General features: G+C 63.6%; 11 protein-coding genes. 5 read left to right on the top strand and 6 right to left on the bottom strand.

The annotated features are described in order from the left end of the window. Nucleotides 1–31 precede the first annotated feature (31 nt). The 4 genes from DM373_RS09370 to DM373_RS09355 form a co-directional block, all read right to left on the bottom strand. Complete coding sequence (locus DM373_RS09370) at nucleotides 32–499, bottom strand: VUT family protein (RefSeq protein ID WP_110993294.1); 468 nt, start codon at nucleotides 497–499, stop codon at nucleotides 32–34. A gap of 189 nt (nucleotides 500–688) precedes the next feature. Then, nucleotides 689–886, bottom strand: coding sequence for a DUF1289 domain-containing protein (locus DM373_RS09365; RefSeq protein ID WP_110993293.1), 198 nt, complete (start codon nucleotides 884–886; stop codon nucleotides 689–691). Next, nucleotides 876–1,400: a gamma carbonic anhydrase family protein gene (locus DM373_RS09360; protein ID WP_110993292.1), complete on the bottom strand. Its 525-nt coding sequence runs from the start codon at nucleotides 1,398–1,400 to the stop codon at nucleotides 876–878. The genes DM373_RS09365 and DM373_RS09360 overlap by 11 nt, the downstream gene beginning before the upstream one ends. A gap of 45 nt (nucleotides 1,401–1,445) precedes the next feature. Beyond that, the gene (locus DM373_RS09355; protein WP_110993291.1) at nucleotides 1,446–2,045 is read right to left on the bottom strand and encodes a CoA pyrophosphatase; all 600 of its coding nucleotides are present in this window, start codon (nucleotides 2,043–2,045) and stop codon (nucleotides 1,446–1,448) included. A 135-nt stretch (nucleotides 2,046–2,180) separates the two neighbouring features. Between DM373_RS09355 and DM373_RS09350 the strand changes: the two genes are divergently transcribed. The 4 genes from DM373_RS09350 (at nucleotide 2,181) to DM373_RS09335 (ending at nucleotide 7,707) form a co-directional block, all read left to right on the top strand. Then, the gene (locus DM373_RS09350; RefSeq protein WP_110993290.1) at nucleotides 2,181–2,735 is read left to right on the top strand and encodes an NUDIX hydrolase; all 555 of its coding nucleotides are present in this window, start codon (nucleotides 2,181–2,183) and stop codon (nucleotides 2,733–2,735) included. A 20-nt stretch (nucleotides 2,736–2,755) separates the two neighbouring features. After that, nucleotides 2,756–3,313 (top strand): L,D-transpeptidase family protein, encoded by a 558-nt coding sequence (locus tag DM373_RS09345; protein ID WP_110993289.1) that lies wholly within the window; start codon nucleotides 2,756–2,758, stop codon nucleotides 3,311–3,313. 101 nt (nucleotides 3,314–3,414) lie between these two features. Further along, nucleotides 3,415–5,448, top strand: a complete 2,034-nt coding sequence (locus DM373_RS09340) for a PhoX family protein (protein WP_110993288.1) — start codon at nucleotides 3,415–3,417, stop codon at nucleotides 5,446–5,448. Between the two features lie 201 nt (nucleotides 5,449–5,649). Next, the gene (locus DM373_RS09335) at nucleotides 5,650–7,707 is read left to right on the top strand and encodes an HET-C-related protein (protein ID WP_157966831.1); all 2,058 of its coding nucleotides are present in this window, start codon (nucleotides 5,650–5,652) and stop codon (nucleotides 7,705–7,707) included. 71 nt (nucleotides 7,708–7,778) lie between these two features. Here DM373_RS09335 and DM373_RS09330 read toward each other — a convergent pair whose 3' ends face one another. Both DM373_RS09330 and purL read right to left on the bottom strand, forming a co-directional pair. Then, complete coding sequence (locus DM373_RS09330) at nucleotides 7,779–8,090, bottom strand: YqfO family protein (protein WP_110993286.1); 312 nt, start codon at nucleotides 8,088–8,090, stop codon at nucleotides 7,779–7,781. 2 nt (nucleotides 8,091–8,092) lie between these two features. Further along, nucleotides 8,093–11,989, bottom strand: a complete 3,897-nt coding sequence (purL, locus tag DM373_RS09325; RefSeq protein ID WP_110993285.1) for a phosphoribosylformylglycinamidine synthase — start codon at nucleotides 11,987–11,989, stop codon at nucleotides 8,093–8,095. 324 nt (nucleotides 11,990–12,313) lie between these two features. Between purL and mltF the strand changes: the two genes are divergently transcribed. Continuing rightward, the gene (gene mltF, locus DM373_RS09320; protein WP_110993284.1) at nucleotides 12,314–13,771 is read left to right on the top strand and encodes a membrane-bound lytic murein transglycosylase MltF; all 1,458 of its coding nucleotides are present in this window, start codon (nucleotides 12,314–12,316) and stop codon (nucleotides 13,769–13,771) included. Nucleotides 13,772–13,816 lie beyond the last annotated feature (45 nt).

Here is a 13,816-nt window from a genome sequence, read left to right as displayed (position 1 = left end):
CGCCCGCTGAAAATTGGACCCGCATTCTACATCAGGATACGACCACCGCGCGCCGGGCGCGCCAGGCCATGATCAGCCACACCGCAGTGACCCCGGCGAACTTCGACGCCAGCGCCGTGCCGATCACCACAGGGGTCAATGCGCCGATCATGCCGAAGAAGATCAAGGTGTCCACCGGGATGCTCAGCGCCGAGCTCAGCCACAGGCGGTCGCGCAGGGGGCGGCGAGTGACGCTGAATACCAGCCAGTCGATCAGTTCGGAGACGAAGAACGCCGTAGCGCTGGCCAGGGCGATGGCAGGCTCGGAGGTGGCATACGAGAGCACCAGCGCCATCAGCATGGCCAACAGTGCACCATGGCCGTAGCGGGTCTGCACCATGTCGCGCAGGATGAATACCAACCCGCCCCAGGCGGACCAGATCACATCCAGGTGCGGTGCGCTGGAGAAGGCGTAGTTGATCAGCACCACGCTGCTGATGTAGGCGATGAGGTAGAACATGGGCTTTCTGGATGTTGGGCAAGCCGCACAGAATACTTGAATTCAAGGTCAGCGCCAGACTCTTCGCGGGTAAATCGCAGCGGCGAACCGCCGCTCCCACATGGATCGCGCTAGCCTTGAGGCAAGCGTCGTAACTGTGGGAGCGGCGGTTCGCCGCTGCGATTTACCCGCGAGTGAAACCGCGACGGTTCACAAGCCGATGATCAGCCCCGCCGCCGCCGCCCGCTCATGGCAGCGCTTGAGCACCTCACGGCGTTCCTGGTTGTCCATGCGCCCCCAGCGGGTGATCTCGCTCACCGTGCGCTGGCACCCAGTACAGATATCCTGCTCGTCCAGGGCGCAAATGCTGACGCAGGGCGAGGCCACGGGCCGTTCGTCAGTCTTCATCGAGCACCAGTTCACGGGCGTAACGCTGGGCGTTGTGCACGTAATGCGCAGCACTGGCTTCGAGCATGCGCTGCTGCTGCTCGGTCAGCTCGCGCACCACCTTGCCAGGCGAGCCCATTACCAGCGAGCCGTCGGGGATTTCCTTGCCTTCGGGGATCAATGCATTGGCGCCGATGATGCAGTGCTTGCCGATGCGCGCACCGTTGAGGATCACCGCATTGATGCCGATCAGGCTGTAGTCGCCCACCGTGCAGCCATGCAGCATGGCGTTATGGCCGATGGTCACGCCCTTGCCGAGGGTCAGCGGCGAGCCCATGTCGGTGTGCATCACCGTGCCGTCCTGGACGTTGCTGTCCTCGCCGATGTCGATCAGCTCGTTGTCGCCGCGCAGCACCGCGCCGAACCACACGCTGGCACGCGCCTGCAGGCGTACCTTGCCGATCAGCGTGGCATTGGGTGCGGCCCAGCTGGTGGGATGGGTCTCGACCCGCAGGTCGCCCAGGCGGTATTTCATGTGTCGCTCCTCACGGTTGAACGCCGGTGGCGGGGTGTGCCCCGCTCAGTTCTGGATGAATCGCTCTGGCGGCTTGTGCAGGCTGATGCCGGCATCGAACAGCAGGTTGACCAGCTCGACGATCATGATCGCCGACAGCCCCCAGATCTTGTAGTCGCCATAGCGGTAGCTGGGCACGTACCAGCTGCGGCCCTGGTAATCGATACGGTGGGTGTGGTCGCGCGGGTCCTGGCGAAAGAACGCCAGCGGCACCGTGAATACGGCGGCAATTTCCGCATCGTTGGCGTGGTACTCGACGTAATCGGGGATCACGCCGACGAAGGGTGTCACCTTAAGGCCATGCAATGAAATCAACGGGCTGAGCGGGCCGATCACCTCGACCAGGCCGGGCGGCAGGCCGATCTCTTCTTCTGCTTCACGCAGGGCCGTGTACACCAGGTCCGGGTCCTCCGGGTCGCGCCGCCCGCCAGGGAACGCCACTTCGCCACCGTGGGTGGACAAGCCCTTGGCACGCAGGGTGAGCACCAGCTCGGGCTCATCGCTGCGGGTGATGGGTAACAGCACCGCTGCTTCCGGGAAACGGCTGTCCATCTGCAGTGACGCAGGGGTGTGGTTGCTCATTCGGCGAAGAAGCTCGTCCAGCATTACGCACTCTCGATTCCAAGGCCTGCCGTGCATGATGCACCAAAGCCTGCGGGCACCCAAGCCCTGCCCCGGGCTGCTTGCAGTGGGCCGACCGCGCGCGCCAAGATAGCCAGACCCCACAGGAATGATGAAAGCATGAAATTCTGCAGCGCGTGCGGCCAGCCGGTCATCCAGCGAATCCCCGAAGGCGACAGCCGCCCGCGGTATGTTTGCGAGCATTGCCAGACCATCCATTACCAGAACCCCAACATCGTTGCCGGCGTGCTGCCCACCTGGGGCAGCCAGGTGCTGCTGTGCCGCCGCGCCATCGAGCCACGCCGCGGCTTCTGGACCCTGCCCGCCGGTTTCATGGAGAACGGCGAGACCCTCGACGCCGCCGCTCGTCGCGAAACCGTCGAAGAAGCCTGCGCCCGGGTCACGCACATGAGCCTGTACCAGTTGTTCGACCTGCCGCACATCAACCAGGTGCACGTGTTCTTCCGCGCGGAACTGGCTGACCTGGACTTCGCCGTCGGCGTCGAAAGCCTGGAGGTGCGGTTGTTCGAGGAACACGAGGTGCCTTGGGATGAGCTGGCTTTCCGCACCGTCACACGCACACTAGAATGCTACTATCGCGACCGCGTCAGGCAGCACTACCCGATAGGCCATGAATACCTGCCGCCGATGAATGTCGCGTCATCCACCACTTAAGTTTTCAGGGATACGGTTTCATGCGCTGGTTGCTTGCCCTTTTCTGCCTCAGTGTCGCCTCGGTGTCGCATGCCGCGTTCACCGAAACCATCATTCGCAAGCCACAACCGGTCGTGCAGCCCGTTTCACCCGCCAGCGCGGTGGTGCAGGGGCCATTGATCGACAAAGTGCTGGTGCTCAAGTCCGAACGCCGCCTGCAACTGATCAGCCGTGGCGAACCGCTCAAGACCTACCGCATTTCCCTGGGCAAGCAACCCAAGGGCGCCAAGGTGCGCGAGGGCGACAAGAAAACCCCCGAGGGCCTGTACTGGCTGGACTGGCGCAAGGTCAGCGACCGCTACAACCTGGCCATGCACATCTCCTACCCGAACATCACCGATGCCGCCAAGGCCCGCCGTGAAGGGGTGGATGCCGGTGGCATGATCATGATCCACGGCACCCCGATCAACGAGGAATACCCGGAGTGGTACTTCCACACCCTCGACTGGACCGAGGGCTGCATCGCCATGCGCAACGACGACATGCGCGAAGTGTGGAGCATGGTCAAGGACGGCACCCTGATCGAAATCCGCCCCTGAGCCGACCGAATCATTCTCGGTAACATTTCTGCCAAACAATCATCACATTGGCGTCTTAAAGTCGCGGTTTGCCACAAAATCAGCGAACAAAGGACAGCCTGATGAGTCGAGACAGCGGCGACAACCTGGACCGCAACCTGAGCGGCAACCTGCCGATGGCCAGCGTCATGGACACCTACCTGAGCCGTCGCGCCGTGGTACGCGGTGGCCTTGGCGCTGCGATCGCCATGATCGCCGGCGCAGGCCTGACCGGCTGCTTCGACAGCGGCGCCAGCACCCCTGCCCCCACGCCGAAACCTGCCACACCCAAACTCGGCTTCCAATCGATCAAGGGCTCGCGCACCGACGCCTGCGTCGTCGCCGCCGGCTACAGCGCCTATGTACTGGCGCCTTGGGGCACGCCGCTCACCAGCAGCGGCAAACCCTGGCAAGCGGACGGCAGCAACAGCGCCGCCGATCAGGCCAATGCCATGGGCATGCACCATGACGGCATGCATTTCTTCCCCATCGATGGCAGCTCCGACGACGGCCTGCTGGCGATCAACTTCGAATACATCGACACCGCCGCCCTGCACCCGGCCGGCCCTACCACGGTCGACGGCAAACGCCCGGCCGAAGAGGTGCGCAAGGAGATCAACGCCCACGGCGCCGGCGTGGTGCGCATCCGCAAAGTCAGCGGGCGCTGGCAGGTGGTCGACAACGACCCGCTGAACCGGCGCTTCACCACCGCCACGGTGATGGACATCGCCGGCCCCCTGCGTGGCACCGAGCACGTCAAGACCCGCTTCTCGCCCAGCGGCATGCAATGCCGCGGCACCAACAACAACTGCGGCAACGGCTACACCCCCTGGGGCACTTACCTGACCTGCGAGGAGAACTGGCCGGGCATCTTCGTCAACACCGCCACCCGCCCTGCCGACCAGGTGCGCATCGGCGTCTCCGCCACCACGGGCCAATACAGCTGGGAAACCGCCGCCGGTGACGCCAGCGAGTTCGACGACGAATTCGCCCGCTTCAACATCACCCCGAGCGGTGCCAGCGCCAGCGACGACTTCCGCAACGAGGCCAGCACCTACGGCTACATCGTCGAGATTGACCCGTACAACAGCGCAACCCGGGCGGTGAAGCGCACCGCGCTGGGGCGCTTGCGCCACGAGGGCTGCTGCCCGGGCCTGGCCGTGGCCGGCAAGCCGCTGGTCTGGTACACCGGCGACGACTCCAACAACGAGTACCTGTACAAGTTCGTCTCGGACGCGCCGTGGGACCCGGCCGACGCCAAGCCCACCGACCGCCTGGCCACCGGCGCCAAGTACCTGGACAAGGGCAAGCTCTACGTGGCGCGATTCGATGCCGACGGCAAGGGTGTGTGGCTGCTGCTCGATGCCGCAACCGCCACGACGGACGGCGCCACCCTAGGGGCACGTTTTGGCGACCTGGCGGGCATCATCCTCAATACCCGTGGCGCCGCTGACGCCGTGGGCGCAACGCCGATGGACCGCCCCGAGTGGACCGCGGTCAACCCGCTCAATGGCGACGCCTACCTCACCCTGACCAACAACAGCGCGCGCAGCCCGGACAAGGTCGATGCGGCCAACCCACGCGGCCCCAACCGCCACGGCCACATCATCCGCTGGCACGAAAGCGACGATCACCAGCGCTTCACCTGGGACATCTTCGTGTTCGGCGCCAACGCCGCCGGTGGCCCGGACATCAACCGCTCCGGCCTGACCGAGATGAACCAGTTCGCCAGCCCCGACGGCATGCGCTTCGATAGCCGCGGCGTGCTGTGGTTCGAGACCGACAACGGCGAACAGAGCGTGACCAGCTACACCAACGACCAGCTGCTGGCGGTGATCCCAACCGACCTGGTGGATGGCAACGGCAAGCAGATTCCGGTCAACGCCAGCAACCAGGCGGACCTGCGTCGTTTCTTCGTCGGGCCCAATGGCTGCGAGGTGACGGGCATCGCCTTCACCCCGGATAACAAAACCCTGTTCGTCAACATCCAGCACCCTGAAAACTGGCCAGCCGGCGGGATCGCCACCGATGCCACGCCGACGGGCGAAAAGGTGCGCCCACGCTCTTCGACCGTGGTCATCCAGCGCAACGACGGCGGGGAAATCGGCATCGCCTGAAAGGCGCGGTAAATCGATTGCAACAGGTCATACGGCAGCCACTGACGGCAGGGTCGTCAGCGGCTGCGGCCAGCCGACTCAGACCTGGAGGAACACCAAGAAAGATATTTCCCGCATCACTGTAGGACCCAGTTCCATGTTCTTCCGGCGCTTGTGAACTATCACGCTGAACGTCCTACACATCTGATGAGAGGACGCGACATGCACGAAATGAACAACGCCACGATGCACGAGGAAGAAGCACCCGTTTTCGAGAGCTCTTTCGCTCACGACCAGCTTGCCGAATTTGCCATGGGTACCCCGGAGCTCGACTTCCTGCTCACCTTCATGCCGGTGTTCGGCCCGCAAGTCCCGGCAGAGGTCTATCTCAAGCTGCGCACTGACATACTTGAAGGCGCCCTCGACAACCCTGCCTACCAGGTGGTGAAGCAGCAAGACTCCATCACCCGCTACGACAACGGCTTGCAGGTCATCTTCATCGACCAGGCGGCCATCGACCGGGTGCTCGCCAATCCACAAGACACACCCGAACTCCTGTTGGCCCTGCTCGGCGCCTTTGGTGACCATCTGGCCAACCTGATCCAGATCGAGCGCCACGCCATGGGCGAGGACGATCTGTTGCCACCGACACCTGAACAAGCGCAGGAAGTTGCCGGTAAATACGCCAGCATGATGACCTTCATCGACAGCTCCCCCGAGAACGGCACGGTGTTCGGCTATTTCACCGTTGCCGGGGAAGCACTGACACTGGCACTGGATGTGAGCGACGCGCCCCCTGTCGAAGCGGTGATCCCAGAACTGCGTCGTGTCGGGCCACAACCACGGTTCGCCGCAGGCGAAGGTGGCCACGAAACGATCGCGCAGGCGCTGAGGGAAGTCGGTTTCAGTGCGCAGGAAGTCCAGGCTGTCTACTTCGGCAACTGGCTACGCGACCATTCGCAACTGATCGACCCCAAGCTCGTTCGCCCCAAAGATGCTCCCAAGCAATTCCCCGGAAAGATCTCCAGAGACGTCCTCACCCAGATCGTCGATCTGTTGGCACTCAAAACGTTCAACAGCCTGCAGAACACCGATGAGGGGCGCGAAGCCTACAGGGTGACTACCGATCTGCTCGGGGTGTATCGCCCGTCGGAACACATCGACAACCCCACCGACCATAGCGAGATGCCCCTCGACCCCAGGGAAATCGACGAGGATTTCGAAGCGCCGGTCAGGCCAGGTGATGACGCAACCATGGTCTATCGCACTCTATCGAGAAAGGTCTACATGGATAGGCCGATCATTAACCTGCATCACCACATCCAAAGGGCTGGGTACTCCGACAAAAAAACTGATCGCCTGCGGCATTTCGGCGAGGCCCTGCATATCGTTGAAGACTATTTCGCCCATTCCAACTTCGTCGAGCTCAGCTTGCGCAAACTTGGCTATGAGGACGTACTGCCCTGGACAACAGAAACCGATTGTGAACATGGCCTGCCGGTGGTTACCGGCCTGTTCAGCGGTTTCGACATCCTCGCCAGTGTCGCCGAACCGTTGGGCAAGATGATGTTCCCCGCCAACCCTCCGGCGTTCGAGGGCATTGAACGTGGCCACCGTAGCGATGCCGAGAAGTTGATGCTGATTCTGCTCCGCGAGCAGGAAAATCCCATGTGGCTGAATGCACTGGAAAGACTGCTGGCTCTGCGCGACAACCTCGCCGATAACCCGTTGTTCCGCTTTGCCCACTATGTGTATTGGGCAGTGACCCTGCCGTTGCGGGTAGTCGGCCATTACTGCAATCAAGTCTTCCAGTCACTGCTGACAAAACTCGGCGACCTGGTGGACGATTTCCAGACAGAGTTTGGTGATGACCCCAACACTACGCCGGGCGTAGACCCGACCCACTCACAGTTGGCCAAGGACCACGACACCCACCCCTTCCACGAACTGGCGACCTTGCTCGCCAAAGAGGCAGTACGCCAGTTGGGCAGTCACATGCAGGCGTACTGGCGGGGTGAGCTTGCACTGCCACCCTCAGAAGAAGCCACCGCCCTCATTCAGCACCCTTATGATACCGACTGGCAGGATGCAATCGTCGCCGAATGGGCAAGTACCCATGAACAGGAAATTGCCCGGGGTGCCTCTTCAAGCCTGTTCGACGAGCTGCGTGACAGTTACCAGAAACATGCACGGCAACTTCTGCGCGAGCTTGATGAGAACAAGAACTACACGCCGATCAAGACCAGCGAAAGTTTCAGAAATCTCTTCCCGTTCTTTTGATTGCAATAACCTTTGAGCACAAAAAAGGGTGGGCCTAGGCCCACCCTTTTCGTATACATGCAAACCTCGGCTCAAAGGTCCAGCAACTGCCAGACCTCAAAAGCCGGTGTCTCATACGGATGGCTGCGTTTGAGCGCGTCGACGACCTGAACGATCAGCCCGTCGGCCACCACCAGCTCCACCTTCCACTCCTCGACCACCTCGACCTGGCCGGCCTGCCCGAGGTACGGCTGGCTGCCGTCCAACGGGCGGAACTGGCCCTGGCCGAGGGTCTGCCAGGCGCAGTGGTCATAGTCGCCGATGCGTCCGCCACCGGCGGCAAACACAGCGGCCTTGACCACCTCGACATGGCTGTCGGGGACGAAGAAGGCGAGCTTGTGCACCCTTAGTTCACCCAGACGCGCGCGTTACGGAACATGCGCATCAGGGCCGCGTCTTCCTGCCACTCGTCCGGGCGCCAGGAGTTCTGCACGGCGCGGAACATACGCTCCGGGTGCGGCATCATGATGGTCACGCGACCGTCACGGCTGGTAAGGCCGGTAATCCCGCGCGGCGAGCCGTTCGGGTTGGCCGGGTAGGCTTCGGTAACCTTGCCGTGGTTGTCGACGTAGCGCAGGGCCACGCAACCGGACAGGTCGGCTTCCAGCAGTGCCTCTTCGCTTGCGAACTCGGCATGGCCTTCACCGTGGGCGATGGCGATCGGCATGCGCGAACCGGCCATGCCCTGCAGGAAGATCGAGTTGGACTTCTGCACCTCGACCATGGCCACGCGCGCCTCGAACTGCTCCGAGCGGTTGCGCACGAAGTGCGGCCAGTACTCGGTGCCCGGGATCAGCTCGTGCAGGTTGGACATCATCTGGCAACCGTTGCACACGCCCAGGGCGAAGCTGTCGGTACGCTCGAAGAACGCCTGGAAGGCATCGCGGGCACGGGCGTTGAACAGCGCCGACTTGGCCCAGCCTTCACCGGCACCGAGCACGTCGCCGTAGGAGAAACCACCGCAGGCCACCAGGCCTTTGAAGGCTTCGAAATCGACACGGCCGGCGAGGATGTCGCTCATGTGCACATCGATCGCGGCAAAGCCTGCGCGGTCGAAGGCGGCTGCCATCTCGACCTGGCCGTTGACGCCCTGCTCGCGCAGGATCGCCACTTGTGGGCGCACACCCTTCTTGATGTACGGCGCGGCGATGTCGTCGTTGACGTCGTAGCCAAGCTTGACCGACAGGCCAGGGTTGTCTTCTTCGAGCAGCAGGTCGAATTCCTGGTCGGCGCAGTCGGCGTTGTCGCGCAGGCGCTGGACCTGGTAGCTGGTCTCGGCCCACTGGCGCTGCAGCATGCGGCGGTCATCGTCGAACAGCACTTCGCCATTGAGGCTGATGGACACTTCACCGTTGTTGATCGGCTTGCCGATCACCGCGACGCAGTCGCCCAGGCCGGCGACGCTGAACTGTGCCAGCACGTCCGGGGTAGCGTCCTGGCGAACCTGGATGACCGCGCCCAGCTCTTCGTTGAAGAGGATGGCCGGCACGTCAGCCTTGGCATCGGTCAGCGGGTCGAGTTGCAGGTCGAGGCCACAGTGGCCAGCAAAGGCCATTTCCAGCACGGTGGTCAGCAGGCCGCCGTCGGAACGGTCGTGGTAGGCCAGCAGGTGGCCGTCGGCATTCAGGCCCTGGATCACGGCGAAGAACGCCTTGAGGTCTTCGGCGTCATCGACATCCGGTGCCTGGGCAGCGATCTGGCCGTAGGTCTGAGCGAGGATCGAAGCGCCCATGCGGTTCTTGCCGCGGCCCAGGTCGATCAGGATCAGGTCGGTTTCGCCCTTGTCCATGCGCAGCTCTGGGGTCAGGGTCTTGCGGATGTCGGTAACCGGGGCAAAGCCGGTGATGATCAGCGACATCGGCGAGGTGACGCTCTTCTCGACGCCCTCTTCGCTCCACTTGGTCTTCATCGACATCGAGTCTTTGCCGACCGGGATGGTGATACCCAGCTCAGGGCACAGCTCCATGCCCACGGCCTTGACGGTGTCGTACAGACGGGCGTCTTCACCCGGGTGACCAGCGGCGGACATCCAGTTGGCCGACAGTTTGATGTCGGACAGCTTTTCGATGCGCGAGGCAGCCAGGTTGGTCAGGGTTTCGCCGATGGCCATACGGCCGGACGCCGGGGCATCCAGCAGTGCCAGCGGAGTACGCTCGCCCATGGCCATGGCTTCGCCGGTGTAGACGTCGAAGCTGGTGGCGGTGACGGCGCAGTCGGCCACCGGGACCTGCCATGGGCCGACCATCTGGTCGCGGGCGACCAGGCCGGTGATGGTACGGTCGCCGATGGTGATCAGGAAGCTCTTGCTGGCCACGGCCGGGTGGTTCAGCACGCGCTGGACAGCCTGGTCCAGGTCCAGCCCGCTCGGGTCGAACTCATCGCCCAGCTCGGCTTCGCGGGTCACCGAACGGTGCATGCGCGGCGGTTTGCCCAGCAGCACGTCCAGCGGCATGTCTACCGGGGTGTTGTCGAAGTGGCTGTCGGTGACGGTCAGGTGCGGTTCTTCGGTGGCTTCGCCAACGACCGCGAACGGGCAGCGCTCACGCTCGCAGATGGCCTGGAAGCGCTCGAAGTCTTCGGCGCTGACCGCCAGCACGTAGCGCTCCTGGGATTCATTGCTCCAGATCTCGTGCGGGGCCATGCCCGGCTCGTCGTTGGGCACGTTGCGCAGCTCGAAGCGCCCGCCGCGGCCACCGTCGTTGACCAGCTCAGGGAAGGCGTTGGAGATACCGCCGGCACCCACGTCGTGGATGAAGGCGATCGGGTTCTTGTCACCCAGCTGCCAGCAACGGTCGATGACTTCCTGGCAACGGCGCTCCATTTCCGGGTTTTCGCGCTGCACCGAGGCGAAGTCCAGGTCGGCAGAGCTGGCGCCGGTGGCCACCGACGAAGCGGCGCCGCCACCCAGGCCGATCAGCATGGCCGGGCCGCCGAGCACGATCAGCTTGGCGCCGACGGTGATTTCGCCCTTCTGTACGTGATCTTCACGGATGTTGCCCATGCCGCCGGCGAGCATGATCGGCTTGTGGTAGCCGCGCACTTCTTCGCCGTGGGGGGTGTTGATGCTCTGCTCGAAGGTACGGAAGTAGCCGGTCAGTGCCGGGCGGCCGAATTCGTTGTTGAACGCAGCGCCGCCCAGCGGGCCTTCGATCATGATGTCCAGCGCGTCGACGATGCGCTCCGGCTTGCCATAGGCTTTTTCCCATGGCTGTTCGAAGCCCGGGATACGCAGGTTGGACACGGTGAAGCCGGTCAGGCCAGCCTTGGGCTTGGCGCCGCGGCCGGTGGCGCCTTCGTCGCGGATTTCACCGCCGGAGCCGGTGGAGGCGCCGGAGAACGGGGCGATGGCGGTCGGGTGGTTGTGGGTCTCGACCTTCATCAGGATGTGCACCGGCTCCTGCACCGCGCCGTATTGGCGGGTTTCAGGGTTCGGGAAGAAGCGGCCGGCCACCGAACCGACGATCACCGAGGCGTTGTCCTTGTAAGCGGACAACACGCCTTCGCTGTGCATCTGGTAGGTGTTCTTGATCATGCCGAACAGGCTTTTTTCCTGCTCCTGACCGTCGATGTCCCAGCTGGCGTTGAAGATCTTGTGGCGGCAGTGCTCGGAGTTGGCCTGGGCGAACATCATCAGCTCGATGTCGTTCGGGTTGCGCTTCAGGCCCTGGAAGGCATTGACCAGGTAGTCGATCTCGTCTTCAGCCAGGGCCAGGCCCAGGTCGATGTTGGCTTGCGCCAGGGCGGCGCGGCCACCGGCCAGCACGTCGACCGAGGTCATCGGCTTGGGCTGGGCGTGGCTGAACAGGTCGGCGGCGCCTTCGAGCTTGGCCAGCACGCGCTGGGTCATGCGGTCGTGCAGCTCGGCGGCGATCAGCTGGGCATCGGCCTCGGACAGTTCACCGGCGACGTAGTAGGCGATGCCGCGCTCCAGGCGCTGGATCGACTGCAGGCCGCAGTTGTGGGCGATGTCGCTGGCCTTGGAAGCCCAAGGCGAGATGGTGCCCAGGCGCGGGACCACCAGGAACAGGCGGCCGCTCGGCTCCTGCACCGGCACGCTCGGGCCGTACTTGAGCAGACGGCCCAGCACCTGCTGCTGGTCGGCGGTCAGCTCGCCGTCGACGTCGGCGAAGTGGGCGAATTCGGCATACAAACCAGTAACAGCGGGGACTTTCTGGCTCAGTTGCTCGAGTAATTTACCGTGGCGAAAGGCAGAAAGGGCAGGAGCGCCGCGCAGGATCAACATCGTCGGGACAGCCTCAGGAAGGGGTGTGCTTAGAGGCCGTGCATTCTAGCCTAATTTGCAGGCTTTCGGCACCCGCTCTAAGCCAATGCTGCCGGGCGGTGGAACCGGACCTGGGAGTCAAAAAAAACACCCGTCCAGACGTGGGAACGGGCTCGCCCCGCGGTAGCGCCAGAGCCCGCACATGCGCCGCCAGTACCTGCCAATCGCGGGGCAAGCCCGCCCCCACGCGCGCCTTGATGCCGCCAGTGGCGCAGAATCCGCTACCAGACAACCCGCATATTGTCGAGATATGGCGCCAGCAGTCCTTTGCGTATACTGCACGCTATGTTCGCCCACACTGCTTTACGCCAGCGTTGCGCCAAATGGCTCTTCGCAACCGGACTCTTCCTGATGCTCGGTGCCTGCGTTGAAAAACCCAGCACCCTCGAACGCGTCAAGGAGGACGGCGTATTGCGCGTGATTACCCGCAACAGCCCGGCCACCTACTTCCAGGACCGCAACGGCGAAACCGGCTTCGAGTACGAGCTGGTCAAGCGTTTTGCCGACGACCTTGGGGTGAAGCTGCAGATCGAGACCGCCGACAACCTCGACCAACTGTTCGACCAACTGGGCAAGCCGTCCGGCCCGGTGCTGGCCGCCGCCGGCCTGGTCAGCAGCGAGCGGCGCGCCACCCAGGCGAAGTTCTCCCACCCCTACCTTGAAGTCACGCCCCAGGTCATCTACCGCAATGGCCGTTCGCGCCCCACCAATGCCAAAGGCCTGGTGGGCAAGAAGATCATGGTGCTCAAGGGCAGCAGCCACGCCGACCAGCTGGCGGAACTGAAAAAGCAGAACCCGGGGCTGGAATACGAAGAGTCCGACGCCGTCGAAGTGGTCGACCTGCTGCGCATGGTCGACGAAGGCCAGATCGACCTGACCCTGGTCGACTCCAATGAGCTGGCGATGAACCAGGTCTACTTCCCCAACGTGCGCGTGGCCTTCGACCTGGGCGACAGCCGCGACCAGCGCTGGGCGGTGGCCGCCGGTGACGACAACAGCCTGCTCAACGAGGTCAACGAGTTCCTCGACAAGGCGCAGAAGAACGGCACCCTGCAGCGCCTGAAAGACCGTTACTACGGCCACGTAGATGTACTCGGCTACGTGGGCGCCTACACCTTCGCCCAGCACCTGCAGCAGCGCCTGCCCAAGTACGAGAAGCACTTCAAGAGCTACGCCAAGGTCGAGCAAGTGGACTGGCGCCTGCTGGCGGCCATCGGCTACCAGGAATCCATGTGGCAACCGGAAGTCACCTCCAAGACTGGCGTGCGCGGCCTGATGATGCTCACCCAGCGCACCGCCCAGGCCATGGGGGTGTCCAACCGCCTCGACCCCAAACAGAGCATCCAGGGCGGTGCCAAGTACTTCATGAAGATCAAGGAAGAGCTCGACGACAGCATCAAGGAGCCCGACCGCACCTGGTTCGCCCTGGCCGCCTACAACGTCGGCAGCGGCCACCTGGAAGACGCCCGCACCCTGGCCAAGCGCGAAAAGCTCGACCCGAACAAGTGGCTGGACGTGAAGAAGATGCTGCCGCGCCTGTCGCAGAAGCAGTGGTACAGCAAGACCAAGTACGGCTATGCCCGCGGCGGTGAGCCGGTGCACTTCGTGGCCAACATCCGCCGCTACTACGACATCCTCACCTGGGTGACCCAGCCGCAGCTCGAGGGCCAGGTGGCCGAAGGCAACCTGCATGTGCCAGGGGTGAACAAGGACAAGCCGGCGGAGCAGTCGCCGGCGATGTAATTCCGGCTTCCCATGGCGCCTGTGGGAGCGGGTCTACCCGCGAAA

It is taken from the genome of Pseudomonas sichuanensis (assembly GCF_003231305.1).
Classification (GTDB): Bacteria; Pseudomonadota; Gammaproteobacteria; order Pseudomonadales; family Pseudomonadaceae; genus Aquipseudomonas; species Aquipseudomonas sichuanensis.
Note: the sequence above shows the minus strand (reverse complement) of the source record. Positions and strands in the feature narration are given on the sequence as shown.

Bases quoted from the DNA above. Each gene is read 5' to 3' on its own strand.
- DM373_RS09370 (WP_110993294.1), bottom strand. From the start codon at position 499: ATGTTCTACCTCATCGCCTACATCAGCAGCGTGGTGCTGATCAACTAC.
- DM373_RS09365 (WP_110993293.1), bottom strand. From the start codon at position 886: ATGAAGACTGACGAACGGCCCGTGGCCTCGCCCTGCGTCAGCATTTGC.
- DM373_RS09360 (WP_110993292.1), bottom strand. From the start codon at position 1,400: ATGAAATACCGCCTGGGCGACCTGCGGGTCGAGACCCATCCCACCAGC.
- DM373_RS09355 (WP_110993291.1), bottom strand. From the start codon at position 2,045: ATGCTGGACGAGCTTCTTCGCCGAATGAGCAACCACACCCCTGCGTCA.
- DM373_RS09350 (WP_110993290.1), top strand. From the start codon at position 2,181: ATGAAATTCTGCAGCGCGTGCGGCCAGCCGGTCATCCAGCGAATCCCC.
- DM373_RS09345 (WP_110993289.1), top strand. From the start codon at position 2,756: ATGCGCTGGTTGCTTGCCCTTTTCTGCCTCAGTGTCGCCTCGGTGTCG.
- DM373_RS09340 (WP_110993288.1), top strand. From the start codon at position 3,415: ATGAGTCGAGACAGCGGCGACAACCTGGACCGCAACCTGAGCGGCAAC.
- DM373_RS09335 (WP_157966831.1), top strand. From the start codon at position 5,650: ATGCACGAAATGAACAACGCCACGATGCACGAGGAAGAAGCACCCGTT.
- purL (WP_110993285.1), bottom strand. From the start codon at position 11,989: ATGTTGATCCTGCGCGGCGCTCCTGCCCTTTCTGCCTTTCGCCACGGT.
- mltF (WP_110993284.1), top strand. From the start codon at position 12,314: ATGTTCGCCCACACTGCTTTACGCCAGCGTTGCGCCAAATGGCTCTTC.